We start from the raw sequence: 22,651 nt of genomic DNA, 5'->3' as shown, positions 1-22,651 counted from the left end.
GGGAGGGCGGCGGGGTGACGAGGCGGAGGGCGTGTCGGGCGGTTCCCGGGCCGGTACGGGGGCCCACGGGCCGGGTGGGCCGGGCAGGGTGCTGTCCGGGGGCGTACCGGGTTCGTGCGGGACGGGTTCCTTCAGGGCCGGGCCAGTGCCGGGGCCGGACCGTGCGTCCGGGCGTGGTGGTGGCATGGGCGGGCGACCGCCCTGGAGGCGTTCGTCCCCACGTCACCCACGCACCGTCGCTTCCGGCCGGCCCCGGCACGGCGGCCGCGGCTCCCGTGCCGGGGCCGGGGGGCGACGGACCTACCGCTCGGCGCGCGTGCCGCGGAGGCGGCTCACCGCCCCCTGGGGCGTCGCCGCGTTCACGGGGCGCCCCCGCCGGGGACGGGCACGGCGTATCGGGCTCACATGGGGAGCTCGACGTTGCCGTTGCCGGTGTAGTTGTAACCGGCGACGAAGGCGTTCACCAGGGCGACGCCGATGGCCGCGCCGGCCACGATCCCGGGGGTCGCGGCGACCGGTGCGAAGGTCGACAGTGCCTGGCCGGGGGCGGACTCGGACAGACCGCCGGCGCCGCGCAGGGCGGCCGGTATCGGGGACGTGCTCACAGAATTGTTCTCCTCACTGGAGTGATGGAACGGGACGGTCCGGTGCTGGCGGAAACACGACTACATCGGAAGTTCGATGTCACTCCCGGCCGCGCGGCCGGCCGCGTAACCGGCGACGAACGCGGCTCCCAGGCTGGCCACGATGGCCACCGGGGTTGCGGCGACCGGCGCGAGGCCCGGCGGAGTCACGCCGGGGTCGGACTCGGTCAGGGCACCGGTCGCGGTCAGGGCGGCCGGGGTAGAGGACTTACTCATGAGACTCTCCTACTGGTGAGGTGGTGGGTACGGGTGAGGTGCCACCCGCAGCGGGCGGCCCGTCGGGCCTACTGCGGGAGCTGTATGGTGCTTCCGGTGAGGCAGACCGAGATGCCGACGCAGGCCGACATGGTGAACGTGACGGAGGCGACCGGAACGGTGTCCATTGGCGCGCGGCCGGGGTCGGACTCGGACAGGGCACCGGTCTCGGACAGAACGGCCGGTATCGAAGCGGTACTCAAGGACTTCTCCTCGCTGGTGGGCGGCCGGTGGGGTGACGTCATGGGCGGGCGGCGCAGACGGGACGGACCCACAGGTCGGGGCGCCGAGTGCCCTCGGACGGCCTTCGCGTCGTGGAGCCGTCATGGGTACGGCAACCGACGCCGGCGGCCCCTGACGGGACACAGTTCCGACGGGAGGGGTCGGGACGGGCCGCCCCGGTTGGAGCGGAGTGTGTCCGGGCCGCGCGCCGGGCGTCTTCCCCGGCCGAGTCGGGTGGCGGGGTGCCACCGCCTACATCGGGAGCTCGATGTTGCCACCATTGGCCAACGTGCGGGCGGCTACGCCGGCCGCGAAGGCGATCACCACGGCGCCCGCGCCGGCCACGACGACCGGGGTCGCGGCGACCGGGGTCGCGCCCCCGAACACCTGCCCACCGGCGCTCTCGTCGAGCGGGGCGATGCCCCTGGTCCAACCGGGCTGTCTGAATTCGGGCATGTTTCTCCTTCATGAGTGGGCCGTCACCGGGGCGCCCTCATCCAGGCGCACGCAAGCGCACCCGGGACCCGGATCCCCGCGTGAATGGACGTTCCGTGATGCGCTCCACACGATGCCGAGAGCCCGGCGGAAAGGGAAGACCACTCCGCTGGCATGAGGATGCGGACTCCCGAGCAACATCCTGCGGGTTCGGGCACGGAGGTATGCAGCGCGTACCGCTTCCGTTAATCCGTCCAGGAACGCGTGAGCCTTTTCCCACCTCACGGTGATGCGTGGTGAAGCGCGAGGACTGCCTTCACCAGGTCGGTGATGCGGTTGGTGCTGCAGCGGAGCTTCCGCAGGAGCCGCCAGCCTTTGAGGGTGGCCATGGCCTGCTCGCCGAGGCAGCGGATCCTGGGGGACGCGGGCGTCCTTCTCGTTGCCTTCGCCGCCTCGCGGCTGAGCCAGACCCAGGGCACCTGGACCATCTGGGCCGGCCCCGGCCCGGACCGGCCCACCTGGACCCTCACCGCCTCCCCGCACAGCCCGAGTTCGCTGCTGTCCGACCTCTCCGAGACCCTCGCCCACGACACCGGACTCCGCCGCCCCAAGGCCGCAGGCACCGGACGCAGGACGAGCCTCGTCACGGACCCACCCACCGTGCCGGTGGTCGCGGCCAGCCTCGAAGCAGCAACGGCCTTGCCTCCAGCGGGCGATCACACCGCCGCGTAGCTCGCCCGGAACAGATCCTGCGCCCGCTCCACGTTCCTCGGCGTACGGAGCTGGACCTCCAGGTCGCCCGTTCCGTGGTGACCGAGACCGGACGCGTCCCGGGTAGAACCCGGAACCAGGCCGACGTCCCCCGGGTCGTCCTTCAGGTGGACCAGCAGTTTGGTCCTCTGCGGCGGGCGCGGAGAGGCGAAGTTCCGCAGCCGCTGGTACGCCCGGTACTGCTTGCAAGGACGCCGGACCTCGACCGGTCCCCAACTGGTCCCCAGGTGGCCCCATTCCGATTGTGCGGTCAAAGTGGCCCCAGGACCGGGACGTAGAGTTGAGGACCTCCGCTGCCGTTCCCACGCGACAGCCAAAAGAGTGCTCGCTCGGTCACGCAGCGGCCCACGCCAAGCTGCGTCGATCAACGCCTACGAAGATCTTGGGCGAGCCGCACGATCTACACCCCCGGGGTTACTGCGGTGAGAGCCGCGGTGAACGCGGTGGCGAGGGTGAGTGTGGCCGCGAAAGCGATCCCAGCGCGGGTGAGAGCGGCGGGATAGGTGGCGCCGTCGAGACGCGCCAGCTTCCCCGCTACGGCGGCGGCCAAGATCGCGACGACGACCACCAAGGCGGTAACGAGCAGGATGAGGGCGAGTGTGGGCACGGTGTTCTCCTTCGGTCGCGAGCAGCCAGTGCTGCCGCGGACCCAAAGTCTCGAAATCGATGTTCGTCGGGGCGCGGCCGGACAATGATGAACACCGACGAACACTGAGGGGGCGGGAGCATGGCGGGCGACATCGCCGACGGCCGGGAGGAGGCGCTTGCGGAACTGCGGGAACTGCTGGCCGATGCGCTGGCCAATGCCCGTCTGACCAAATCTCAGCTCGCGATCCGGGCGAGTTTGGGGCGTACCACGGTCTCCGAGGCATACCAGGTGGGTCGGCCGGTGCCGTCGGCGGTCACCGTGGCGGCGCTGGCGCGCGCTCTCAAGCTCCCGGACGAGAAGCGAAACCTGCTGCTGGCGCTGCGGCGCCGTGCTGCTGGCGAAAGTGGTGACGGTCCGATCGTGTGTGGCGGGCCGGGAAGGCCGGTCGAGGAGTGGGATCCTCATGACCTTGAAGTGCATCCCGCCGGCACCGAGCCCGGGGCCGGAGTACGGGCGGTGCGTGCGCTGTCGGGGTATGTGCGGCGCGGGCACGACGAGATGCTCGGCGAGGTGGTGCGCGCTGCGGTGGCCGGGCGTAGTGGGATGGTGATGTTGGTCGGGTCATCGTCGACGGGGAAGACGCGGGCGTGTTGGGAGGCGGTACAGCCGCTGGCCGGGGCGGGGTGGCGGCTGTGGCATCCCTTCGAACCGACCCGTGCCGACGCCGCGCTGGCGGATCTGGAGAAGGTCAGGGCGCGGACAGTGGTGTGGTTGAACGAGGCTCAGCACTACCTCGGCGACCCCAACACCGGCGAGCGTGTCGCCGCCGCCCTGCACTCGTTGCTGACCGACACGAAGCGGGCGCCTGTGGTGGTGTTGGGGACGCTGTGGCCGGAATACGTCGAGAAGTACACTGCCCTGCCGCCGCCCGGTGCGCCGGACTCCCACAGCCGGCTCCGGGAATTGCTGAGCGGGCGGACCCTGATCGTCCCGGAAGCGTTCGACAAGGCGGCCCTCGATGCCGCACGGGACTTCGCCGCCGAAGGTGACGAGCTGCTGAGGGACGCGCTCGGCCGCGTGGAAGGGCACGGCCGGCTCGCGCAGGATCTCGCCGGTGGTCCAGAGCTCCTGCGGCGGTATCAGCAAGGCACGCCCTCAGCACGAGCTCTGTTGGAGGCGGCTATGGACGCGCGCCGGCTCGGAGTCGACCTGCACCTCCCCCAAGCCTTCCTCATCGCCGCAGCCGACGACTACTTCACCGACCACGACTACGACTACCGCAGCCCCGACTGGGCCGAAGTCGCCTTCGCCGCGCTCGCCGAACCCGTCTACGGCAAACAAGCACCCCTCACCCGCACCACCACTCGACCCACACGGCGCCCTCCGGGCGGGCCAGTACCCGACGAAGTGACGGCGCCAACGGGTGGGGGCACAGTGTTCCGGCTGGCGGACTACCTCGAACAACACGGCCGCGCGGAACGCTGGTACCTGTGCCCCCCGGCATCGTTCTGGCACGCAGCCCATACCCACCTCACCCACGCCGAAGACCTCACCAACCTCTCCCTCGCCGCGCAACAACGGTGGCGTCGGCAATGGGCACACCATCTCCTCCAGAGAGCCCTCGTAACCGACACCTCCAACCGCGGACCCCGCCTGATCCGCATGGCGGAGGTGTGGTGTGTTGACTGCACCATTCGGTGAACCCGTACTGAAGCGGCTCCCGGTGGTGTAAGCAACCACCGGGAGGAACTCTCAAGTGACAGAAACAGTCCGAACTCTGTTGATGGCGGGCCGCAGCGACCCGCCTCGCGTTGGGGCCGTCATAGGGACTGGCCAGCGCGACGTGCCCTACGCTCTCGCTGACCAGGACGGCGCATCCATCGCTGCCATCGAGAGGTGGATGCGCGACCTTGTCCTCGGAGATGTGAGCCCTCGGACCGCCCGCGCGTACTGCTACGCGCTCCTGACCTGGTTCAGGATCCTCTGGGCCTTGGAAGTGCCCTGGACGCTGGCAAGCGAGAACGACGTCGCGGTACTGGTGGGCTGGCTCCGCGCGGCCCGCAATCCGCAGCGCGTTCGACGGAGCCCGGGATCCACTCCGGCCGGCTCGGTCAACATGCGAACGGGCAAGCGCGTACTACCGGCTGGCTACAGCCCATCGACGATCAACCTCACGCTTGCCGCGACGCGGGGGTTCTACGAGTATCACGCGCACTTCGGGGTCGGTCCGGTGATCAACCCGGTTCCGGAATCGCACCGCCAGGCGACAGTCAATCGCCATCGCTCCCCGGACGACTCCCAGGTCATCGTCCGGCGTTCCCGCTTGCGCCAGAAGGCTCCCAAGAAGGCGCCTCGCTCAATCCCGGACAGGCAGTGGGACGAGCTCTTCAACGCCATGGGCTGTGATCGCGACAGGGCCCTGCTGGCCTGCTATGTCAGTTCTGGTGCCCGCGCCACCGAATTGCTCGGCTTGCGAGAGTCATGCGTCGACTGGGCGGGGCAGCGCATCCGCATCCTCTCGAAAGGCGGCGAGATGCGGACAGTGCCCCTTTCGCCGGAGGCGATGCTGTTGCTGGCGCGCTACGCGGCGCAACGCGGGCTGATCGGGCCCGACGAGATCGTATGGCGAGCGCGTCGCGGCACGGATCGGCCTCTGACATATGCGGCGATGCGCCGCGTCTTGCAGCGCGCAGGCACAAGGCAGGGCACCAACTGGACGTTGCACGACCTTCGGCATACCGCAGCAGTGCGGATGGCCGGAGACCCAGCGCTGACCTTGACCGACGTGCAGACGATCCTCGGGCACCGCGACATCAGGACGACGACGCAGTACACCGTGCCACGCGTGGAGGAGATGTTCGACCGCTTGCAGTCCTTCTATTCCAGGCCCCGGGTCGCCTCGTCGCTGCCCGCCGGCTACGACCCTCGCGACGTGAAGGCGGTGTTCGGTGACTAGGTCCCTGTCCGCGACGACCAGCCGCACACGGCGTACTCCTCTGCCCGAGGGAGAGGCGGGAGGCAAGTTCACGCGGAACGCCGGCTCGGTCGAGGGGCGTCCCGCCGAGCCGAACCTGCCGAGCCCACTGGGTGACCTGAGCCGCGCGTCCATCGAGGTGCTGCTTGAGACGGTGGGCGAGTACGCGTGCGAAGAATCCTCGGGCAACCGCTCGAAGATGCGGAACTCCACGAGGCGGATCGGAGAGTTTCTCTCCAGGTTCCCGGGCGAGACGTGGCACGAGCGCTGGCTCGCCACCGGCCTGGACGACGAGGCGACCGCGAGCACCATCTCCGACCATGCGCAGGCCCAGCCGGGGGGCGGAAGCCTCATGCAGGGGCTGACGTTTCTGATCGCTTTCCGCGCGGTCCGGCCATCGCTGGCCGCACTCCGGAGGACCATGCTGCCGAACTTTGCGCAGGTCTTCTTCCGCTGCCAGCAGGACCCTCTCCTGGATCTGCTCTGCCGCGGCATCGCTGAGACGGGATACAGCGGGAGAACACGTCAACGTGCTTACGAGGATTTGGCGTCGGTGCTGGTCAGCCAGCAGATTCCGGCAGCCGATCTCACGCCGGAGGCCCTGCTGCACTACGCCTGGGAATGGCGGCGCGTCAGCCCGAACGAGTATGAGGGTGGCCTCTACGGGGGCAGGGTCTTGTGGGAGGTGTTGTGCGCTGTCGGACACTTTTCCGCCTTGACACCGAACTCAGTGGTCCGCGCGATGAACGGCCACAACCGCGACGTGGGCGAGGTGGTACGCCGACAGGGCCTCGGCAACAAGGCAGTCGAGCAGCTCCTGGTCGACTACATGCACGTCCGAGTCGCCGACGGCATGGACTTCTCCTCAGCCAGAAGTCTGGCGCGGCGTCTGGCCGGCACCTTCTGGAAGCAGATCGAAATGATCAACCCCGCCCAACCTGACCTACGTCTCAGTGCCGAGACGTTCCAGGAGTGGGTACGGCGGACTGCAGTCAAGGCAGATGGGACTCCACGCCGCGACCTCGACAACCTCATCCTCTCGGTCAAGGCGTTCTACCTGGATCTGTCCGCATGGGCCATGGCCGAGCCGGAACGCTGGGGAGTGTGGGCCGCTCCGAACCCGGTCCCGCATACCCTGACCCGCGGCTACAGTGCGCGGGCCAGGAAACGCACCGAGCTGGTACACGCCCGGGTTCGAACGCTCCAGCCTCTCCTATCCGTCCTCGTTGAGCACGTCGACACGGAACTGGCTTCCGCCCGAACGCTGCTGTCGAGAGTGAAAGACGTGGAGCCGGGTGACGAGTTCACGTGCGACGGGCGCCGATACCTCCGGCCCTTGACCCGTCACGACCAGCAGTACACGCTCTGGGACGGAGAGGCACCGCTTCGCTGCCGGGACATTGAGACCAGCGAGGCGGTCAACGCCGTCGTGCGTGAGGACGAGGCGTTCTGGACGTGGGCCATCGTTCATGTCCTACGCCTCACCGGGATCAGGGTCGAGGAGCTCATGGAACTCACCCACCTGAGCATTCGCCAGTATCAGCGGCCGAACGGCGAGCTGATCGGGCTGCTGGTGATCGCTCCCTCGAAGAACGACCGGGAGCGCGTCATCCCGATGTCCGCCGAACTCTTCCACGCGATCGCCGAAATCCTCCGGCGGCTGACGGCAAATGGCAGACCCGTGCGTGTTCTGCGCCGTTGGGACGGCCACGAGAAGATCATGAGCGAGGCACTGCCGTTCCTGTTCCAGCGCTCGATGAACCACGCCAGCGGCTGCATCAGTGCACCAGTCGTGAACAGACTCCTCAAGACTGCGTGCAAGAGACTCGAAGCGGTAGACCACCGATTTCACGGGGTTCACTTCACAGCCCACGACTTCCGAAGACTGTTCGCCACCGACCTTGTCAACAGCGGAGTGCCCATCCACATTGGCGCCGCGCTGCTCGGACACCTGAATATCCAGACCACACGCGGCTACGTGGCGGTCTTCGAAGAAGACGTCGTGCAGCACTACCAGCAGTTCCTCGCCAATCGGCGCCAAACCCGCCCCGAATCTGAGTACCGCGACCCGACGGCCGACGAATGGCACGCCTTCGAGGGACACTTCGACACCAGAAAGGTCGAGCTCGGCCTGTGCGGGCGCCCCTATGGTAGTCCGTGCAACCACGAGCACGCCTGCATCCGATGCCCCGTACTACAGGTGAACCCGGAAATGATCACGCGGCTGGAAGAGATTGAGCGCGACCTCCTTGCCCGGCGGGAACGCGCTGAGACGGAGGGGTGGAAGGGTGAGATCGACGGTATCGATCTCACCCTCCAACTACTACGCCAAAAGCACGCCGACGCCACCCGATTTGCCCTCCGCACGAGCCACGTCTCACTGGGCATTCCCTCGGTCCGCCGCCCAACCTAAGCGCCCACCAGCGGAACGATTGCCTCATCCGTTCTCCGGGACGTCGGCCCCCCGGGTCCAGGCAGCCCCGGCCACGGACGACCGGATGCTCGCCCTGGAGTGGTACGAAGCCCTCCAGCCGCAGGGTGTCGAGGGCTAGCCACGGCCTGGAGCCGGACCCGCTCCCGCGCGGTCCTTTCAGCTTCGATCAAGCCGTCACCCTGCGGATACCTTACCCACAAGGACTACCGAAGCCACCCGCACACTGTCCGGCAAGTAGCCCGACACCACCCGATCAAGTTCAGGATCAGAAAACGGAAAAGGCGACGCTTGAGCCTGGGCGGCTCCTGCTGTTTCAGAGACCAAAAAAGCGGAACCGTGACCGCCTATGAACCCCACAGGGAGCATCCCGTTTCAGACACCATAGGCATCTTACTGGTCAAAATTGTGCAAAAAATGATGTTTCATTACAAATGCCCGAGTTGCTCGATTGCCCCTTCAGCGCAGCTCACGAATACTCCACCCTGCTCGCCACTTGGCGCGAAAACCTTTGGGAGAAGCCATGAAGCTGCGTAAATCTCTGGCCTTCGTCGGCATCGCTATCCTGACCGCTGCCACAGGCAGCCAGGCATACGCGACCGAAACCAGCGAGCTTCAACAGCAGATAGATACAGTGCTGGCAAAGACCACGGGGGGCGTGCAGATCAGCCCTAACGAAATCGCTTGGGAGGGCGGGGAAGTTATTATGTCTTTCCCGCTGCCTGGCGAGGAGACAGCGCCTCCCAGCAGCCAGGCCGCCACAAACCTGCAGGCTAAGGCGGCTGGGATCTCGAAGCAGAGCATCAAAGATGCTGTCGCCTCGGGCAAATCTCTCGCAGCGAGCGACAACTGCCCGACCGAGGTGATCGGCAATGACTGGTACTGCTTCTACCAGTACAAGGACTTCGGCGGCCGACGTCTCCAGTGGAACCAGGCTAGACACGAGGTCCGGTTTTTCTCACTGTACGACTTCGCAAACAAGACATCGTCTTGGTCAAACAAGGGCGGGAAGTACATCTACGTTCAGGGCCGTTCCCAGACAGGCATGGACAGGTCTTGCAATGATGACCCCATCATCCTTTGGCAGGAGCACCCCCACACCAGTAAGGCATTCGTGGGTGCGAGTCTAGACAACAAGGCAGACTGCTTCTGGACGTCCTACTGATTTAGGTGGGTGGACAGGCAGCCCGCCTCTCCACCCACCGACCAGTCAGCCCTTGAGGAATGTGACGTAGTTTACGACAGCAGGTCCTTCCACCTTCATCGCCGGTGAAGAACTCAGAAAAATTTCTTCATAGGCGAGAATCTTCCCGTTTACAGGATCGACTATAATCATGTGCTCCGCCGGAATACTCCCTGAGCCGTCCTTGATCGTGTAGGCCGCACCCTGGCGTCCTGCTCTGTCGGTCACTTCACCCGCCGTGACCAGTCCCTTCTTCGTCGCAAGAACCCTAAGAAGGGCCGCACGCTGTTCAGGGTTCAGATGGTTAGTCATCAGCTTGTCCACAACTGACTCGGAGATGAAGCCAGCCGTGTCTGCCGGCGCCCCCTGGTGCAGCCAAGCTTCCATCTCTGCCGGATTCTTAGGCGCGTCCCCATACCCAACGTCTCCCGTGCCAGACCGGTCAACGGGCTCGTCAATCGCATCCCACTGACGCTCCCAGAGGGAGCGCTGCTCATCGTTCTGGAACTGCGGCTTCTCCGCCTTGACCGACCACTTGGTACTACCGTCTGCCATCTTCCACGTCTCACGGCGTTCGGGCACCACGGCAGAGGTGATCTGCATCCCCCCGATCCTGGTAGTCAATGACCAGGTCTCTTGGATGAATGGACCACTTTCAGCGCCGTTCGGCTCCTGAAGTTTTTCCACCTTTCGTGCGATGCTTTCCAAGCTCTTTTCCGCAGTTGTATTCTTGCCGACGACCATGTGGACCTTGAGGAGTTTGGGAGTGGCTGCCACAGCCGGATCCACCGGAGGGCGCTGCAGCAAGTCCGGCCCAATGATCAGTGCCCCCCCTATCACGGCAACCGCCACGGCAAGTATCGATACCCTGAACGGCGATTTCCATGGGGAGCGCGAGCGTTGCCCCGCAGGGACGCGCTCCTGAACGATGCGCTCAAAGAGCGCGTCCGCTTCCGGCTGCGCCATATGAGACTTACGGATACGCGACTCAAGCTCGGTCAGAGAACGGTCAATTTCACGCATTGCTCTGCTCCTTCACTCGGGAACCTACACCATAATTCGAATTGAACCCGTGAAGAATTTTCTTCAATCGCTTTCTAGCTCGGAACAAGCGAACCCGTGCCGCTGCCATGCTGCACTCCAAGGCGCGCGCCTGCCCTGATACGCTCAGGTTCTCCCAAATTGCTAGGCGAAGAATTTCCTGATCCTCTTCCTTGAGGAGACCGAACGCCTTGGCAAGATCGGCTACTGCTATCACGCTGTCCGCATGCTCAGAATCAAACGATGCTGGCTGCGCAGCAAGGAGCTCGGTGAGGCTGAGTTGCCTTCGCTGTGAACGGCGATCATTGGCGAGCGTGCGCCGGGCAACTCCGTAAAGCCATGGAAGCTCGTCGGTGTCTCCTATGTCTTCCATCCGTCGCCAAGCGGTGAGGAACACGTCGGCTACCACGTCCGCCACCCGGTCTGGGTGCACACGTCGAGCCGCGTATGCCTCGATCGCACCGCGGTGATCCCGGTACACCTCAGCGAATCTCTGCTCGTACATCTCTGGCTGCATCTGCCCTCCAAGAGTCCTATGTCCGCCTCCACGCGACGTGTTACACCTCGTCTAGAGAATCTTTGCAGGGACAGCAACTGGTCGATTCCGAGCACGTACGAGTCGACCAGCACGGCGGCAGAACCCACGAGAGCCTGTCGCAGAGAACGGCTGCGGAGCCCCGGATCATGCTTTTCAGTGCACAACAACGTCCACGTGGGACCGTACGCGAGCCCACCCCTGCCCGCTCGGATGGCCGGTCGGAGCGCATCGAGCCGCTCCTCCGCGACCGCAGGCCGGGAAGACCGGCATCATCGACGGGACCGAGATCCGTGTCCGCCGCCCGGCCCTCGGCCGCAAGGACCGGGATCGCTTCATCTCCGGCAAGAACAAGCAGAACGCCGTGAAGGTCATGGTGTTCACCGACGGGGACGGGCGACTGCTGTTCTGCAGCCCAGCCAAGCCCGGAAGCTGCGCGGACATCACCGCCGCTCAGGCCGCTTGACCAGCCCTAACTCGCGAACCACCGACGGTTCACCGTCGGTGACGTCGCCTGCGGAGAATCTCTGGACCCTGAGCAACCCGTTGAACCTATGCGGTGAGAGCACTGGTGGTTCTCCGGATGGTGCAGTTAAGGGAGAAGAGCGGGGATGGGGAGACCGCCGAGGCCCTCGCCCGTGAAGCCGCCGCGGATGGAAGCCCGTACTACCTGACCTCCTTGGCGAAGGCGCGGGCAAGAGCCGGGGATCGCAAGGGTGCTGAAGCCCTCCTCCTCGAAGCCTCCGCAGCCGGTTACTTCGACTCCCTGACTTTCTTACTGGATCTGTGGGAGAGGGGTGAAGGCCCCGACAGAGCCGAGACCCTCCTCCGCGAGGTGGCCGATGCAGGCAACGCCGACGCCCTGATTCACCTGGCCTCGCTTCGGGAAAGGGCCGGGGACCTCGAGGCCGCTGAAGCCTTCCTTCGCGAAGCCGCCGACGCCGGAAGAACCCACGCCCTGCTCCGCTTGTCGTACCTGCGGCTAGAGGTCGGTAACCACGAGGGAGCGGAATCCCTCGCCCACAAAGCAGCCGCTGCCGGCGACTCCATGGCACTAAGCCTCTTGGCCGAGCTGCGGGAAGCGGCCGGGGACTGTGAGGGAGCCGAAGCCCTTGCCCGCGAAGCAGCCGCTGCCGGCGACTCGACGGCTGCGTCTCGGGTCGTGGAGCGGCGAGAGAACGCAGGACACCACGAAGAAGCCGAGACCCTCGCCCTCAGAACAGCCAACGCGGGTAGCACGGAAGCCCTAGACCTCCTGCTAGAGCTGCGGGAAGAGGCCGGAGACCGCGAGGGAGCCGAAAGCCTCGCCTTCAGAGCAGCTGGCGCCGGGCATGCTTGGGCTCTGCACCTCCTTGCGGAGATCCGGCATGCTGAGGGGGACCACAGGGGAGCCGAACTCCTAGCACGCGAAGCCGCCGATGCCAACGACCCGTTCGCCCTGGCCATGCTGGCCCAGATACGAGAGGACGCGGGCGATTGCGAAGGAGCCGAAAGGCTCGCCTTCAGAGCGGCTGGCGCAGGAAACGTCCTCGCGCTGCCTCGCCTGGGGCTGCAGCGGGAGCGATCTGGGAACCATGAGGGCGCGGATGCCTTCGCTCGCAAAGTGTCCGACGCCGGGTACACCATGCTCTTGGCCAGCCTGGCCCAGCTGCGAGCACAGGCTGGGGACCGCGAAAGCGCCGAAATCCTCGCCCACGAGGCGGCCAGCGCCGGAGACCCAGACGCTATGGTCCTCCTTGGGGAACTATGGGAGGAAGCGGGTAACCACGAGCGAGCTGAGGCCCTCTTCGGAGCAGCCGCAAACACGGGGGAAGCCAAGTCACTCAGACCCTTCGCACGGTGGCCACACGGCCTGGATCCGGACGGTTCACCGACGCTGCCCTGGTTTGGGGATCTCTGAGCCGGGCCGCCCGACCGACACCGACAGGCCCTGGAGACCTCGCCGTCCCGGTCGTCGGTCCCGGGAGAGGCCAGTCCCGAGTGTCTGGGACAATCCACCGCAGCCGCAGCATGACGCGAACCAGCGTCAGCGCACCAAGATCCGGACCAATTCCGGACCAGCCCACGCCAAGCCTCCCCGCCCACTCCTGTTTTCGCCGATCGGCGCGAGTGCGACTGCTATGCCGCTAGGAGACGAAGAACATTTCGACCTCATACAGCCCCGAAGAAACTTGGGCTCTTTTAGATCCTGACGCCGGTTGCCTGGAGCCGCAGTTACGCTCCGGGCAACCCGGCACCAGTGTCACCCCGTGCACCCAGGTAGCTGTGAGCCACAATTCAACCTTCCGATAAGTCGCCTCCCGGTCAGTCGAGGACCACACATCCCCCTGTCCCCTCACCACTGAACCGGTGACCGGGTGATGACACAGCGCTCAATCGGAGTAGTTCCGACTGCGGGCGTTGAACCGTTCGTCGGGCTCGTACTCTTCCTCGTTCGGCTCCCATTCGGGATCGAAGTCTGCGTGACCGACGTACGCAGTAGCGAGGTGGCGAAGCACTGGTTTGAGCGCGGCCAGCATGACCATGGCTGGCCCATGAACCATGAAGTCTTCAGCGTCGGCGTTTCGCTGCTGACACTCCGCCAAGCGCAATATCCCACGCTTGGCGGCGACATCAGCCAGAACGCGTGCAGCCATGGCTCCTTCGCCCTGCCCCTCCATACGAAGTGCAGCATCGTCGTCATCGAGGCGAGCGCTCAGAAACGAAGCCAAATCCGCAACTCACGATCCATCGGGTACTCCTCTCATCGGTAGCATAGGACCCCATCATTCACTGAGGCTGGGGCCGCCCGGCCCCAGCACGCCTTCACAGCCTCCGCAACGGAGATGCCAGTTACCCGCCCGCAGCACGTTCGACGCCTACCGGCCCCCGGGAGGCGTCGAGGCCCTTGAGCTGCACGCCGAAATCGCCGCCGGACAACCTGCCCGCACCGCGCAACCCGCCACCGCCTGCAGAACCCCGCCGGAGCAGGCGACGAGGAGTTCTCTCGTCTCGCCCCTACCGAGGCGCTTACCCCGCACCGCCCTGGCTGGTCCGCCCAGGACCCCAAATCAACGCGCCGGCGGGTAGACCCTGAACCTCCAGGGCCATCGGCGCCGTGTGGATTGCGGAGCCAAGGCCCCGTCCCTCGGAGGCGGGGCGGTCTCGACGTACAGCGGGCTCGCCACGATCAACCGGTGCTGCCCATCCACGGCTTCGAAGTTGCACAGAACTCGCGCGTGCCCGTGCACATGGACGGGTCCTTGTCGCCAGGAGACCATCATGTCGTGAGCCACTCTGGCCGCGTACTCCTGCATCTCTCGCGGAGTGCGCACGAGGGATTCAGGAAGAGTCGTCTCACCGCGCTCCTCCAAGGCGACCAACTCAGCAGCCATGTCGTGCAGCCAGTCCGACCCGGACCCCATCCGGGTACGAGGTTGGTCGTCCTCTCCGATGACGTGCTGCGCGGAACCACACAGCAGCACCTCGATGCCCGAACACTCGGCTTCTCCTGTGAACTGGGGGCACAACAAGGGGTTCTCGTGAGAAGTGAACGTGTACACACCCTTGTCGTGCAGACCCCAGTCCCGCACACGGGGCCCTCGGTGGAACGCGCCCGAGAACTCCACCCACTCATACACTCCGACGGATCGGCACGAGGCCGGGACCGCCGTATGCGCCGTGCACGTCTTTTCGAGGTGGGCGATGGCCGTTTCCAGGTCCGGTCCCTCAGACTGACTAGCTCCGGCCGAGCCGGACTCGCCGACCGCCACCCGGCCCCCGACACCGAACGCCGTCGCCTCGACCTCGAGCGAGCGGCCTCCTGGGAAGCCCTCCGGGCCGCCATGGAAATGCCGGAGTTTCTCCCGGGAGAAGTAGAGCAGGTCCCGCATCCGACCCCCGCAACTCGAGCTGCCCAGCAGCATCACGAACTTACTGATCGTTTCAGCGCATCGTACATAGTCGACTCAAGCTCGTCATGGGGCAGACGAGTTCGAACAGTGCAGGCTCGTATCTCGTAGCGGATGCACCGACGATTGGACTGAGCAAGCCACGCTGAAAGAACGCCCTACCACCCAACTGGCCACGCCTAGGCTGAGCCGTTACCTCAGGTCAAATCGCGATGAAGCCGCGTACTCAAGGCAGACGAAGAAGCAGACCCGCCAGCCTCAGCAGGTGCACCGGGAGGCGCCCCGAGACCGGGCCCCACAACAGATCACGTCAGAACGCACCGTGCGATCAGCCCCACGGGGTTGCGCTCGCACCCGCTGGCGCCAGCCGCGTCCGGCATCCGCGCGCCGCTCGTTTGCAGCACGCGGCCGTCGGATGGCCCGCCACTCGCTGTTGCTCCCAGAACTTCCATTCCTGGCCCAACCCGCCGCCGCACGGCCGCGCACACCAAGATCCGGACCACCCCACCGCTCCACCCTGACCGCTTTGCGGGAGCGGCCGGGTAAGCGTCTGAAGCCGGGGCCCTGTCCGAGGTCCGGGACGGTTTGCGGCATGCGACCTTCGACGACGAGGCGCGAGTGGACCTGGCCGAGTGGCTCGGCTACGTCGGGGAATTCATCGACGCTTGGGACGGAGAGCTCGCTCTGCGGGCCGGAGGGACACGAATCCAGCCCGGCAGCTATTTAACTACGTTCCGGCCAAAGTCACGGACGGCAGTCACCCGATTGACCCCGCTCAGATCAGCGGCGATCCCTCAGCACTTGCCCAGTCGAACCCAACACGCGGCCAACCGCGGGGGAACTCCCCCCGGGCCAGGGCCTGCAGGAACTCTGTGACTCCCCCCGGGAAGGTCTGCACCTCCGGGCATTGTCGGAACGAGACAGCTACAGACCAATCGAGGTTGTCAGCCGAAGGCGGAACCAGCAGACAGATGTCGCCATTGAAGTCGTGATAGGCCCATGGCAGAAATCCACCCATCCCGGAACTCTCGCTGGGGGCCACGTCGGATGCGCCTTCTTCACCCGCGAGGAAGGTCTGGCGCTCCTCTTGCATCACCTTCAAAAGAGGGTCGGCCCCCTCCGGATGGGCGATGAACAGGTGCCTGAAGACTACAGCGTCCCCATAGCCGTCTACGAACCGCTTGTAGTCGCGGGGCAGCTCAAGACCAGCCCAAAATTCAATCTCTCGCCACGACTCAGGGCTCGCAGGACGGAATCTCTCCGGCGGCCCGAACACCTCAGGACTCACATTCGCCACATCAATCACCTCGCATAGATCTCAGAAGAACATACTGCCGGTCCGGAGACCGCGGCGTTCTTGATATAGCAGTCAACGTCCAAGCCTTGGTTCCCCAACGCCTGTATGTGAATCAGGTCAGGAATCCCCGTCGGCCTCGCGGGATAGATCGGGGTGACCTCGTAGTGCACCGTCTGGCCTCCAGCGATCTGGTTCGCGATCTTTGTCTCGATACCCCTCATGATGTTGGAGTTCGCATCCCGGTGCAGCGGCACCAGGTTCCGCAGGTCCGAACCGGATCCGCCGAACTGACAGCCTGCCAGGTGACGTCGCGCTTTGGCGCGAGAACTCGCAGTGAGGTTCCAGTAGTCAGCGGGATAAGGACCGACTGTGGCGCCTGTCTCACAGTCCGGCTTCCATTTCGTGATCGTCTTGGTTCCGTCCATCGCATCCTCAGGAGACGAGAAGTCCGCGGTGATCCCGGTGGCGCGGCATCCGTCATTGCCAGGCCGGAATCGCTCCCGAGGCATGTAGGTGATGTTGCCGCTCACGTTCTCCCCCGCCTGGTCGTCACAATCCTCCGAGCGCGACGCATCTCCGCCAGGATTGCGCGCCTCACTCAGGAACGGGTCCGGCAACTCCTCCTGGGCACGATCAGGTGTGTATTGGCCGCCGTCGAGAAGGTCGAGCAGGGCCTCGACTGTGTAGACCGCACTCCATCCCTTGCCTGCCCCCCACTTCGCAGCATGGGGATTCCAGTCGGGCTTGGGCGCTGGCCGAGTCGGAGCGGGCTTGGCGCTCGCCCGCGATTGGGGTTCTGGGGAGGGCGTGGGGCGGGCGGACGGGTGGTCACGGTTCCTTGGGGTGCCCTGCTGGTGGTGCCTGTGCGGAAAGAGCAGTTGTATGTGCAGCGGCCTCCGTTGCCCGGGCGCGTCGTGTTGGCAACCGGCCTGGTTCGTATCGGGCCCCGCGCGGTCGGCCTTACGGGTCGGCTGGTGGGCTTGGAGGGTCTGGCCGGACGGGCTCGGCCGGCGCCGCACCGACTGAACTGTGGTGTGCCGCCCTGGCTGCTGGCGAGAAGCGCGCCGTCGGGGGTTCGGGCGTAGTGGGATGTGCCGTCACTGATCAGTTGGTTGGAGCCGCCGTCGTAGGTGAACGACGTGGTGCCGCTGGTGGTGGTGCGGTCGAGCGAGTCGTAGGCATAGCTGGTCGATCCGTCGGTGATTTTCCGCTCGAACGCGTCGAAGGTGAGGGCGCGGGTGCCTCCCGTGGCTGCGGAGACGGAGGCCAGGGTGGAGCGCGGGGTGTAGGAGTACGTGGAGGCGTCGTCCGTCAGCAGGCGGTTGCGCGCGTCATAGGTCGCCTTCCGGGTTCCAGCTTTGGTGCGGTTGCCGGCTTCGTCCCACTCGTATGACGTGGTCGTGGAGCCGTTCGTCCAGGAGGAAAGGCGTCCTGCGTCGTCGTATGCGTAGGAGTGTGTTCCCGCGCCTGCCACCCCGGTGGTCGTCTTGCTGGTCAGCCGATCATCGAGGTCATAGCCATAGCTGAGGGAAGTGACCTTCTCGCCGGTGTCGGTCGCGGTCACCGCGTCGCTGGTCTGGCGCCCCAGGCTGTCGTACTCGTATGCGCGTTGGGCTCCGACCTTCCAGGACCCGTCGGCGAGTGGTTCGGCGTACTGTGCAAGCCGCGGTCGCCCGGCCTCGTCGAAGTCGCCCCAGGTCTGACGTCCGGTGAGGGAGTCGCTGGTCCAGTCCAAACGGCCGACTGCGTCGTAGCCGAAGGAGGTTTGAACGTCCTGGTGCCAGCGGTTGGTCATGCGTCCGTCGCCGTCGTACTCGTAGCTCACGTTGCCGCCGGGGCCCTTGGCCGACAGGAGGAGGCCGCGATCGTTGTAGGTGTAGGTGTTCTTCTCCAGCAGGCTCGCCGTTCCTGCGGAGACGAGTCGGCCCGCTGGGTCGTAGCCGAGGGTGCGGCTGACAGTAGCGGCTTCGGCTCCTGTTCCGGTCTCCTGTACGAGTCGGCCCATGCCGTCAAAGACGCGGTCTCTGCGGACTCCGCCCGGCAGGAGTTCCGTTGTGGCTTGGCCGGCCTTGTCGTAGACGGTGGTCCAGGTGCGGTCGCCCTCCGATGGGTGGGCGGTGGTGGCCGGCTCGATGGTCGACTCAGGCAGGCCGCACGAGTTGTGGGTGTAGAGAGTGATGTTGCCTCGGCCCTCGGTGAGGCGGATGCGGTTGCCGGTCGCGTCGTACCCGAATGAAAGAGTTGTCGACTTTGTCGCCGTGGCTTTCTCGGTCTGTCCGGTGATATATCCGAGTGCGTTGAAGGTGCGCTCGGTGCGTGCCCCTTCAGGGGAACTTGTTGTTGTGTTGTTGCCGTCGAGGTCGAATGTCGCAGCCCACGACCTCACGGGAGTGGCGCCCTTGCCGTAGTCGACGATCGCGGTCACGTTGTCCATGGAGTCGTACGTCGTCCGGGACATGCGGCCGGTGGCGTCGATGGTTTCGGTCGGCCGCCCCGTACGGTCGTAGGCGAAACGAGTGGTTCCGTAGGCGTCGCTGAAGGTCACGGGGTCGCCGGCGGCGTTGTAGGTGGCGGTGGTCGTGTGGCCGACGGCTGTGGTGTGGGTGGTTTGGTTGTCGGCATCGTCCCACGTGTACCGGCTGGTGAGATTCTGTAGTGCTGGGTATCGCTCGATGGCCGTGGTGGTGAGCTCGCGGCCGAGTTCGTCGTATGTCGCCTCGGTCCTGGCGCCGGTCGGGTCGGTGACCGACAGTTGCAGGCCGGTCGGCGTCCAGGCGTAGCGTGTCGTGCCACCGCTAGCTTGATCTTTAACCTGTGCGGCGTGGGCGTGGGGTCGTTGACTTCTTCGTTCGTCGCTTCGTGGAGCCGGGTTTGCTGACGGTGTGCACGTCGTAGCGTGCGGTGGGCTGGCTGTTCTTGCGGCCGGGTGGTCGTCCTGGACCGGGCTGCGTCAATTTCGGTGCTCCGGCTGGGCAGGTGGCCTTCGGGCGGAGGTGCCGAAAGTCGCGGCGGACTCGTGCGGGGGTGAGTTTGTCGGGCGGAGTCGGCTTCTCCCACGGCCGGCGGAGGTCTGCCGCCGGTGGGCGGGCGAGTCGGAGCTGGGTGAAAGCCGCGAGGATCAGACAGGTCCAGCGGTCTGCGGCTTCAGGAATCTGCGCCGCCACGACCTCCGGCACACCGCACTCACCTGGTTCGCCGACGCCGGGGTCCAAGTCCACGTCCTCCGCAGGATCGCGGGCCACGGTTCGCTGACCACCACCCAGCGCTACCTTCACCCGGACGTCCACAAGATCACGGCCACCGGAGCGGCGCTCTCGGCCCACTTCAACGTGCTGCGCGCACCGCGCTCACTGCCGAGCTCGATCGTCATGACCTGCTGACCCGCAGACCCGGGCAAGGACGCCGGACCTCCAGCTGGTCCTCAACTGGTCCCCAAAAATGATCAAAGGCCGGGTTCGGATTCCTCCGAAACCGGCCCTGATCTGCGACTGTCTCCAGTCGGGACGACAGGATTTGAACCTGCGACCCCTTGACCCCCAGTCAAGTGCGCTACCAAGCTGCGCCACGTCCCGTCGCGTTTCCCCCGGATCTCCCCGGTTGACCGCGCAGGACAAACATTACCTCACTCGGAGGACCGTATCGACGCCCGTGCCTGTTGGGCGCGGGAGGCGAGCCCCTCGGCACCGCAGGCCATCGCCTGCTTCTGGGCGCGGGCGAGCTCCCGGTGAGAACCGATCGCGATGCCGTAGTCGACTCGGGCGAGGGCGTGCTCGTAGGCGGAGGAGGACTTCTCCAGGTGCCCCACCGCCTCGGCAAGCAGTTGCGCGGCCCGCTCCGGGGGTGCGAAGAGGGCGACGCAGCGAAGCGCCTCACCCATGGCGGTGGGAGTTCCGAACCGTTCGGCGTGCACGCGGTTCCGGGCGGCGAGGTGGGCCGCGCGGGCCGGGTCGTCGTCGGCCAGGGCCCGCGCCAGGTCGCCGGCCCAGGGAGCCCAGACGCCGTTGAACCGTTCGCGGGAATCCAGAGCGGCGCCCGCCACTTCGAGCTCCGCGATCGCGTCCTCCTTGCGGCCCTCCGCGAGCAGCAGGCGGCCCCGCATGGACGGCCCGTCGGGCAGCACCATGGCGCTGGGGTAGGGCGGGCCGAAGTCGTAGCGGTCGGCGATGCGGCGGGCCTCCTCGGTGCGCCCGCGGGCCAGCAGCGTGTCGATGAGCAGGCAGGCGGCGTCCCAGTGGACGGGAAGTCCGGAACCGACGCGGTCCGCGAGACGGAGCCCCTCGCGCAGGAAGCCCTCGGCCTCGGCGAGGCGGCCGCGACGGCGGTGGACCATGCCCAGCAGGGTGTGCGCGAACGCCAGGTGGGCCCCGCTCCAGCCGGAGATCTCGAAGGCCCGTACCGCTTCGCCGAAGAGGCTCTCGGCGCGGTCCAGCTGGTCGACGAAGGTGTAGGCGATACCGACCATGGTGGGGAGTTCGAAACCCCACTCGGAGTCGGTCCAGCCGAGCCCCCGGGCGGGACTGCCGTCGATCAGGGCGCGTTCACACAGGTCCACGATGAGCTGGGCGTTCTCACCGCGCACCATGGCGTCGAAGGCCCGCAGCGTGAGCAGCGCGCGCTCCGCGTTGTCGCGGCCCTTGAGGTGGTCGGCGTTGCGGGTGAGCCGCCGGGAGCGGGCGGGTCCGTCGTCCTCGGTGGCCTGCATGCCCTCCCACATGAAGTGCGCTGCCTGCAGCCGCATCAGCCCGGGGCCGGGCGCGGTGCGCGCGGCCTCGGCGGCCAGGGAGAGCGCCGCGTCCTTGAGCTGGTTGTTGTGGGCGAGCGCGGCGGCGAGCCGGAAGGTGGCGTCGACCCGCAGCCCGTCGTCGAGCCCTGGCATGTCCAGGGCGGCGCGCAGGTGCTGGACCGTGGTGGGTGGGGAGCTCAGCAACGTCGCGCAGCCCAGCTCGTACAGCAGGATGGCCCGGTCCTTGGGGCGCGGTGGCTCCTCCAGTGCCCGTTCCAAGCAGCGTCGGGCCGCTTCGGGCGCACCGACGGCGAGGTGCTGGCCGGCGGCTTCCCGTAGTTGCGCGACCAGTTCCTGGTCGTCGTCCGGGTGGACCTCCAGCAGGTGCCGGGAGGCCGCGGCGGCACCGAGGCCGGCCCGGGTGATCGCCCAGGCTGCGCGTCCGTGCATGGCGGTGCGGGTGGCCGACGGGATCGAGCGGTAGACCGCCGTCGCGATCAGCGGGTGGACGAACTCCAACGGGTCGAAGCCGCTGACGATACGGGCGTCACGCAGCCGGGCCGTGCAGTCGGCGGCCTCCGCCGAGCTCATTCCGGCGAGTGTGGCGGCCAGTTCCTGCGAGATGTCGGTACCCAGCACGGCGGCTGCCCAGGCGAACCGGTTGGCGTTCGTGCCGAGCCGTTCCAGGCGGGCGACGAGGCCGCTGCCCTTGGCGGACGCGCCGAGTTCGCGCAGTTCGCCCGCGGATTCCTCCACCGGCGGCAGTTCACGGTCCTGGACCTTGGCGACCAGTTCGACCGCCTCGTACGGGTTGCCTCCGGTGACGGCCCACACCTCACGGCAGAACGGGTCGTCGGCGTGATCACCGAGGCCCGCGCGGACCAGTACGGCGGTGGCGTCCGGAGTCAGAGCACGCAGGGCGACCCGGGTCACCGTCCCCTGAGTGCCGAAGCCGCGCTCGGCCTCGCGGTCGGCGATGTAGTTGGCGTCGCGCTCGGCCAGCTCCTGCGGGCGGTGTGCCTGCACCACCAGGAGCGGCAGTTCGCCGAGACGGGCCGTGAACGAGGCCAGCCAGGCGAGGGATTCGCCGTCCGCCCAGTGCGCGTCGTCCACGATGAGCAGTAACGGCCGGTGGCTGAGCCGGGACGCGAGTCGGCCGACGACGAAGTCCAGGCCGTCGCGCACACCCTGCGGATCGGGCTGCGGTCCGCTCGGCTCGGCGAGTCCCAGGGCCGGGGCGGTGGTCTCGTACCAGTCGCCGAACAGGGCGCGGGTCTCGTCGGGCGGGAACTGGTCGAGTGCGGGCTGCAACAACTGCCGTACGACGTGGAACGGTACGGAGGTGATGGTCTCTCCTCCCCGGGCCGACCAGACGGTGCAGCGGTCGGCGGCCATCCTCCGGATCTCCGCCAGCAGTGCGGTCTTGCCGATCCCCGCCTCTCCGCTGAATACCAGGAGCCCGCCGACGGCCTGCGCACCACAGAGGGCGTCCACCGCCTCCGCGGCGGCGGCGAGTTCCGGTTCACGCTCGTACAACGGTTGGGACGGCTTCATGCCCACCCTTCCCACAGAGGCAGTCTTCTCGACGGTCGAGCCTAGTCGTGCGCGGGTGCTCATCGACAGGGTTCGCAGGATTCTCCGCAGGTGCGGGGCACAATCGA

At 66.7% G+C, this 22,651-nt stretch carries 20 protein-coding genes, 1 tRNA gene and 4 pseudogenes; 8 read left to right on the top strand and 17 right to left on the bottom strand.

The window, feature by feature from the left end; genetic code table 11:
* Positions 1 to 401: 401 nt before the first annotated feature.
* The 5 genes and pseudogenes from ACH4RG_RS19405 to ACH4RG_RS19385 all read right to left on the bottom strand — a co-directional run.
* On the bottom strand, positions 402 to 605 hold the full coding sequence (locus ACH4RG_RS19405) for a hypothetical protein (RefSeq protein WP_397917598.1): 204 nt from the start codon (positions 603 to 605) through the stop codon (positions 402 to 404).
* Between the two features lie 60 nt (positions 606 to 665).
* Positions 666 to 860 carry a hypothetical protein gene (locus ACH4RG_RS19400; RefSeq protein ID WP_397917597.1) on the bottom strand — a complete coding sequence of 65 codons (195 nt, stop codon included), beginning with the start codon at positions 858 to 860 and terminating at the stop codon, positions 666 to 668.
* A gap of 68 nt (positions 861 to 928) precedes the next feature.
* Positions 929 to 1,102 carry a hypothetical protein gene (locus ACH4RG_RS19395; protein ID WP_397927173.1) on the bottom strand — a complete coding sequence of 58 codons (174 nt, stop codon included), beginning with the start codon at positions 1,100 to 1,102 and terminating at the stop codon, positions 929 to 931.
* Between the two features lie 271 nt (positions 1,103 to 1,373).
* Positions 1,374 to 1,577 (bottom strand): hypothetical protein, encoded by a 204-nt coding sequence (locus tag ACH4RG_RS19390; RefSeq protein ID WP_032791397.1) that lies wholly within the window; start codon positions 1,575 to 1,577, stop codon positions 1,374 to 1,376.
* Positions 1,578 to 1,837: 260 nt separating this feature from the next.
* Positions 1,838 to 1,969 (bottom strand): annotated as a pseudogene (locus ACH4RG_RS19385) (IS5/IS1182 family transposase); the annotation flags it as partial.
* Between ACH4RG_RS19385 and ACH4RG_RS19380 the strand changes: the two are divergent.
* The gene (locus tag ACH4RG_RS19380; RefSeq protein ID WP_397927172.1) at positions 1,944 to 2,288 is read left to right on the top strand and encodes a DUF317 domain-containing protein; all 345 of its coding nucleotides are present in this window, start codon (positions 1,944 to 1,946) and stop codon (positions 2,286 to 2,288) included. The pseudogene ACH4RG_RS19385 and the gene ACH4RG_RS19380 overlap by 26 nt on opposite strands.
* Here the strand turns inward: ACH4RG_RS19380 and ACH4RG_RS19375 are convergent.
* Positions 2,273 to 2,512 (bottom strand): annotated as a pseudogene (locus ACH4RG_RS19375) (transporter); the annotation flags it as partial. The gene ACH4RG_RS19380 and the pseudogene ACH4RG_RS19375 sit on opposite strands and share 16 nt — an antisense overlap.
* Positions 2,513 to 2,727: 215 nt before the next feature.
* Complete coding sequence (locus tag ACH4RG_RS19370; protein WP_398162732.1) at positions 2,728 to 2,934, bottom strand: hypothetical protein; 207 nt, start codon at positions 2,932 to 2,934, stop codon at positions 2,728 to 2,730.
* A 120-nt stretch (positions 2,935 to 3,054) separates the two neighbouring features.
* Between ACH4RG_RS19370 and ACH4RG_RS19365 the strand changes: the two genes are divergently transcribed.
* The 4 genes from ACH4RG_RS19365 to ACH4RG_RS19350 all read left to right on the top strand — a co-directional run bounded on the left by ACH4RG_RS19365 (position 3,055) and on the right by ACH4RG_RS19350 (position 9,486).
* Positions 3,055 to 4,617, top strand: coding sequence for a hypothetical protein (locus ACH4RG_RS19365; RefSeq protein ID WP_398539879.1), 1,563 nt, complete (start codon positions 3,055 to 3,057; stop codon positions 4,615 to 4,617).
* A 199-nt stretch (positions 4,618 to 4,816) separates the two neighbouring features.
* Positions 4,817 to 5,872: a tyrosine-type recombinase/integrase gene (locus ACH4RG_RS19360; RefSeq protein WP_398539878.1), complete on the top strand. Its 1,056-nt coding sequence runs from the start codon at positions 4,817 to 4,819 to the stop codon at positions 5,870 to 5,872.
* Positions 5,865 to 8,303, top strand: a complete 2,439-nt coding sequence (locus ACH4RG_RS19355; protein WP_397917593.1) for a tyrosine-type recombinase/integrase — start codon at positions 5,865 to 5,867, stop codon at positions 8,301 to 8,303. The genes ACH4RG_RS19360 and ACH4RG_RS19355 overlap by 8 nt, the downstream gene beginning before the upstream one ends.
* A 541-nt stretch (positions 8,304 to 8,844) precedes the next feature.
* Positions 8,845 to 9,486: a peptidase inhibitor family I36 protein gene (locus tag ACH4RG_RS19350; protein WP_398162736.1), complete on the top strand. Its 642-nt coding sequence runs from the start codon at positions 8,845 to 8,847 to the stop codon at positions 9,484 to 9,486.
* 45 nt (positions 9,487 to 9,531) lie between these two features.
* Here ACH4RG_RS19350 and ACH4RG_RS19345 read toward each other — a convergent pair whose 3' ends face one another.
* A complete protein-coding gene (locus ACH4RG_RS19345; RefSeq protein WP_397917589.1) occupies positions 9,532 to 10,527 on the bottom strand; it encodes a CU044_5270 family protein in 996 nt (331 codons plus the stop codon).
* Positions 10,520 to 11,062, bottom strand: a complete 543-nt coding sequence (locus tag ACH4RG_RS19340) for an RNA polymerase sigma factor (RefSeq protein WP_397917588.1) — start codon at positions 11,060 to 11,062, stop codon at positions 10,520 to 10,522. The genes ACH4RG_RS19345 and ACH4RG_RS19340 overlap by 8 nt, the downstream gene beginning before the upstream one ends.
* 58 nt (positions 11,063 to 11,120) lie before the next feature.
* On the opposite strand from ACH4RG_RS19340, the gene ACH4RG_RS19335 reads away from it, so the two are divergent.
* Complete coding sequence (locus ACH4RG_RS19335; RefSeq protein ID WP_397918107.1) at positions 11,121 to 11,546, top strand: transposase family protein; 426 nt, start codon at positions 11,121 to 11,123, stop codon at positions 11,544 to 11,546.
* Positions 11,547 to 11,639: 93 nt separating this feature from the next.
* Entirely contained in the window at positions 11,640 to 12,980 is a 1,341-nt protein-coding gene (locus tag ACH4RG_RS19330; RefSeq protein WP_397917587.1) for a tetratricopeptide repeat protein, read from the top strand.
* 472 nt (positions 12,981 to 13,452) lie between these two features.
* Here the strand turns inward: ACH4RG_RS19330 and ACH4RG_RS19325 are convergent, their stop codons facing one another.
* The 6 genes and pseudogenes from ACH4RG_RS19325 to ACH4RG_RS19300 all read right to left on the bottom strand — a co-directional run.
* Entirely contained in the window at positions 13,453 to 13,791 is a 339-nt protein-coding gene (locus tag ACH4RG_RS19325; RefSeq protein ID WP_397917586.1) for a DUF6221 family protein, read from the bottom strand.
* Positions 13,792 to 14,130: 339 nt separating this feature from the next.
* Positions 14,131 to 14,952 (bottom strand): SAVMC3_10250 family protein, encoded by an 822-nt coding sequence (locus tag ACH4RG_RS19320; protein ID WP_397917585.1) that lies wholly within the window; start codon positions 14,950 to 14,952, stop codon positions 14,131 to 14,133.
* 793 nt (positions 14,953 to 15,745) lie between these two features.
* On the bottom strand, positions 15,746 to 16,267 hold the full coding sequence (locus ACH4RG_RS19315; RefSeq protein ID WP_397917584.1) for a hypothetical protein: 522 nt from the start codon (positions 16,265 to 16,267) through the stop codon (positions 15,746 to 15,748).
* A 5-nt stretch (positions 16,268 to 16,272) separates the two neighbouring features.
* Positions 16,273 to 16,797, bottom strand: a complete 525-nt coding sequence (locus ACH4RG_RS19310; RefSeq protein ID WP_397917583.1) for a DNA/RNA non-specific endonuclease — start codon at positions 16,795 to 16,797, stop codon at positions 16,273 to 16,275.
* A 68-nt stretch (positions 16,798 to 16,865) separates the two neighbouring features.
* Entirely contained in the window at positions 16,866 to 18,941 is a 2,076-nt protein-coding gene (locus ACH4RG_RS19305) for a hypothetical protein (RefSeq protein WP_397918106.1), read from the bottom strand.
* 133 nt (positions 18,942 to 19,074) lie between these two features.
* Positions 19,075 to 19,416: pseudogene (locus tag ACH4RG_RS19300) on the bottom strand (transposase); the annotation flags it as partial.
* On the opposite strand from ACH4RG_RS19300, the pseudogene ACH4RG_RS19295 reads away from it, so the two are divergent.
* Positions 19,408 to 19,647: pseudogene (locus ACH4RG_RS19295) on the top strand (tyrosine-type recombinase/integrase); the annotation flags it as partial. The pseudogenes ACH4RG_RS19300 and ACH4RG_RS19295 sit on opposite strands and share 9 nt — an antisense overlap.
* A 118-nt stretch (positions 19,648 to 19,765) precedes the next feature.
* Here the strand turns inward: ACH4RG_RS19295 and ACH4RG_RS19290 are convergent.
* Positions 19,766 to 19,839: transfer RNA gene (locus ACH4RG_RS19290), tRNA-Pro, on the bottom strand.
* A gap of 50 nt (positions 19,840 to 19,889) precedes the next feature.
* On the bottom strand, positions 19,890 to 22,544 hold the full coding sequence (locus ACH4RG_RS19285) for an ATP-binding protein (protein ID WP_397917582.1): 2,655 nt from the start codon (positions 22,542 to 22,544) through the stop codon (positions 19,890 to 19,892).
* Positions 22,545 to 22,651: the final 107 nt, after the last annotated feature.

Origin of the sequence: Streptomyces sp. NPDC021019 (genome assembly GCF_044333295.1) — a bacterium.
Classification (GTDB): Bacteria; Actinomycetota; Actinomycetes; order Streptomycetales; family Streptomycetaceae; genus Streptomyces.
This window is presented reverse-complemented; position numbering and strand designations above follow the sequence as displayed.

Bases quoted from the DNA above. Each gene is read 5' to 3' on its own strand.
- ACH4RG_RS19350 (WP_398162736.1), top strand. From the start codon at position 8,845: ATGAAGCTGCGTAAATCTCTGGCCTTCGTCGGCATCGCTATCCTGACC.
- ACH4RG_RS19380 (WP_397927172.1), top strand. From the start codon at position 1,944: ATGGCCTGCTCGCCGAGGCAGCGGATCCTGGGGGACGCGGGCGTCCTT.
- ACH4RG_RS19345 (WP_397917589.1), bottom strand. From the start codon at position 10,527: ATGCGTGAAATTGACCGTTCTCTGACCGAGCTTGAGTCGCGTATCCGT.
- ACH4RG_RS19285 (WP_397917582.1), bottom strand. From the start codon at position 22,544: ATGAAGCCGTCCCAACCGTTGTACGAGCGTGAACCGGAACTCGCCGCC.
- ACH4RG_RS19390 (WP_032791397.1), bottom strand. From the start codon at position 1,577: ATGCCCGAATTCAGACAGCCCGGTTGGACCAGGGGCATCGCCCCGCTC.
- ACH4RG_RS19365 (WP_398539879.1), top strand. From the start codon at position 3,055: ATGGCGGGCGACATCGCCGACGGCCGGGAGGAGGCGCTTGCGGAACTG.
- ACH4RG_RS19340 (WP_397917588.1), bottom strand. From the start codon at position 11,062: ATGCAGCCAGAGATGTACGAGCAGAGATTCGCTGAGGTGTACCGGGAT.
- ACH4RG_RS19400 (WP_397917597.1), bottom strand. From the start codon at position 860: ATGAGTAAGTCCTCTACCCCGGCCGCCCTGACCGCGACCGGTGCCCTG.
- ACH4RG_RS19320 (WP_397917585.1), bottom strand. From the start codon at position 14,952: ATGCGGGACCTGCTCTACTTCTCCCGGGAGAAACTCCGGCATTTCCAT.
- ACH4RG_RS19360 (WP_398539878.1), top strand. From the start codon at position 4,817: ATGCGCGACCTTGTCCTCGGAGATGTGAGCCCTCGGACCGCCCGCGCG.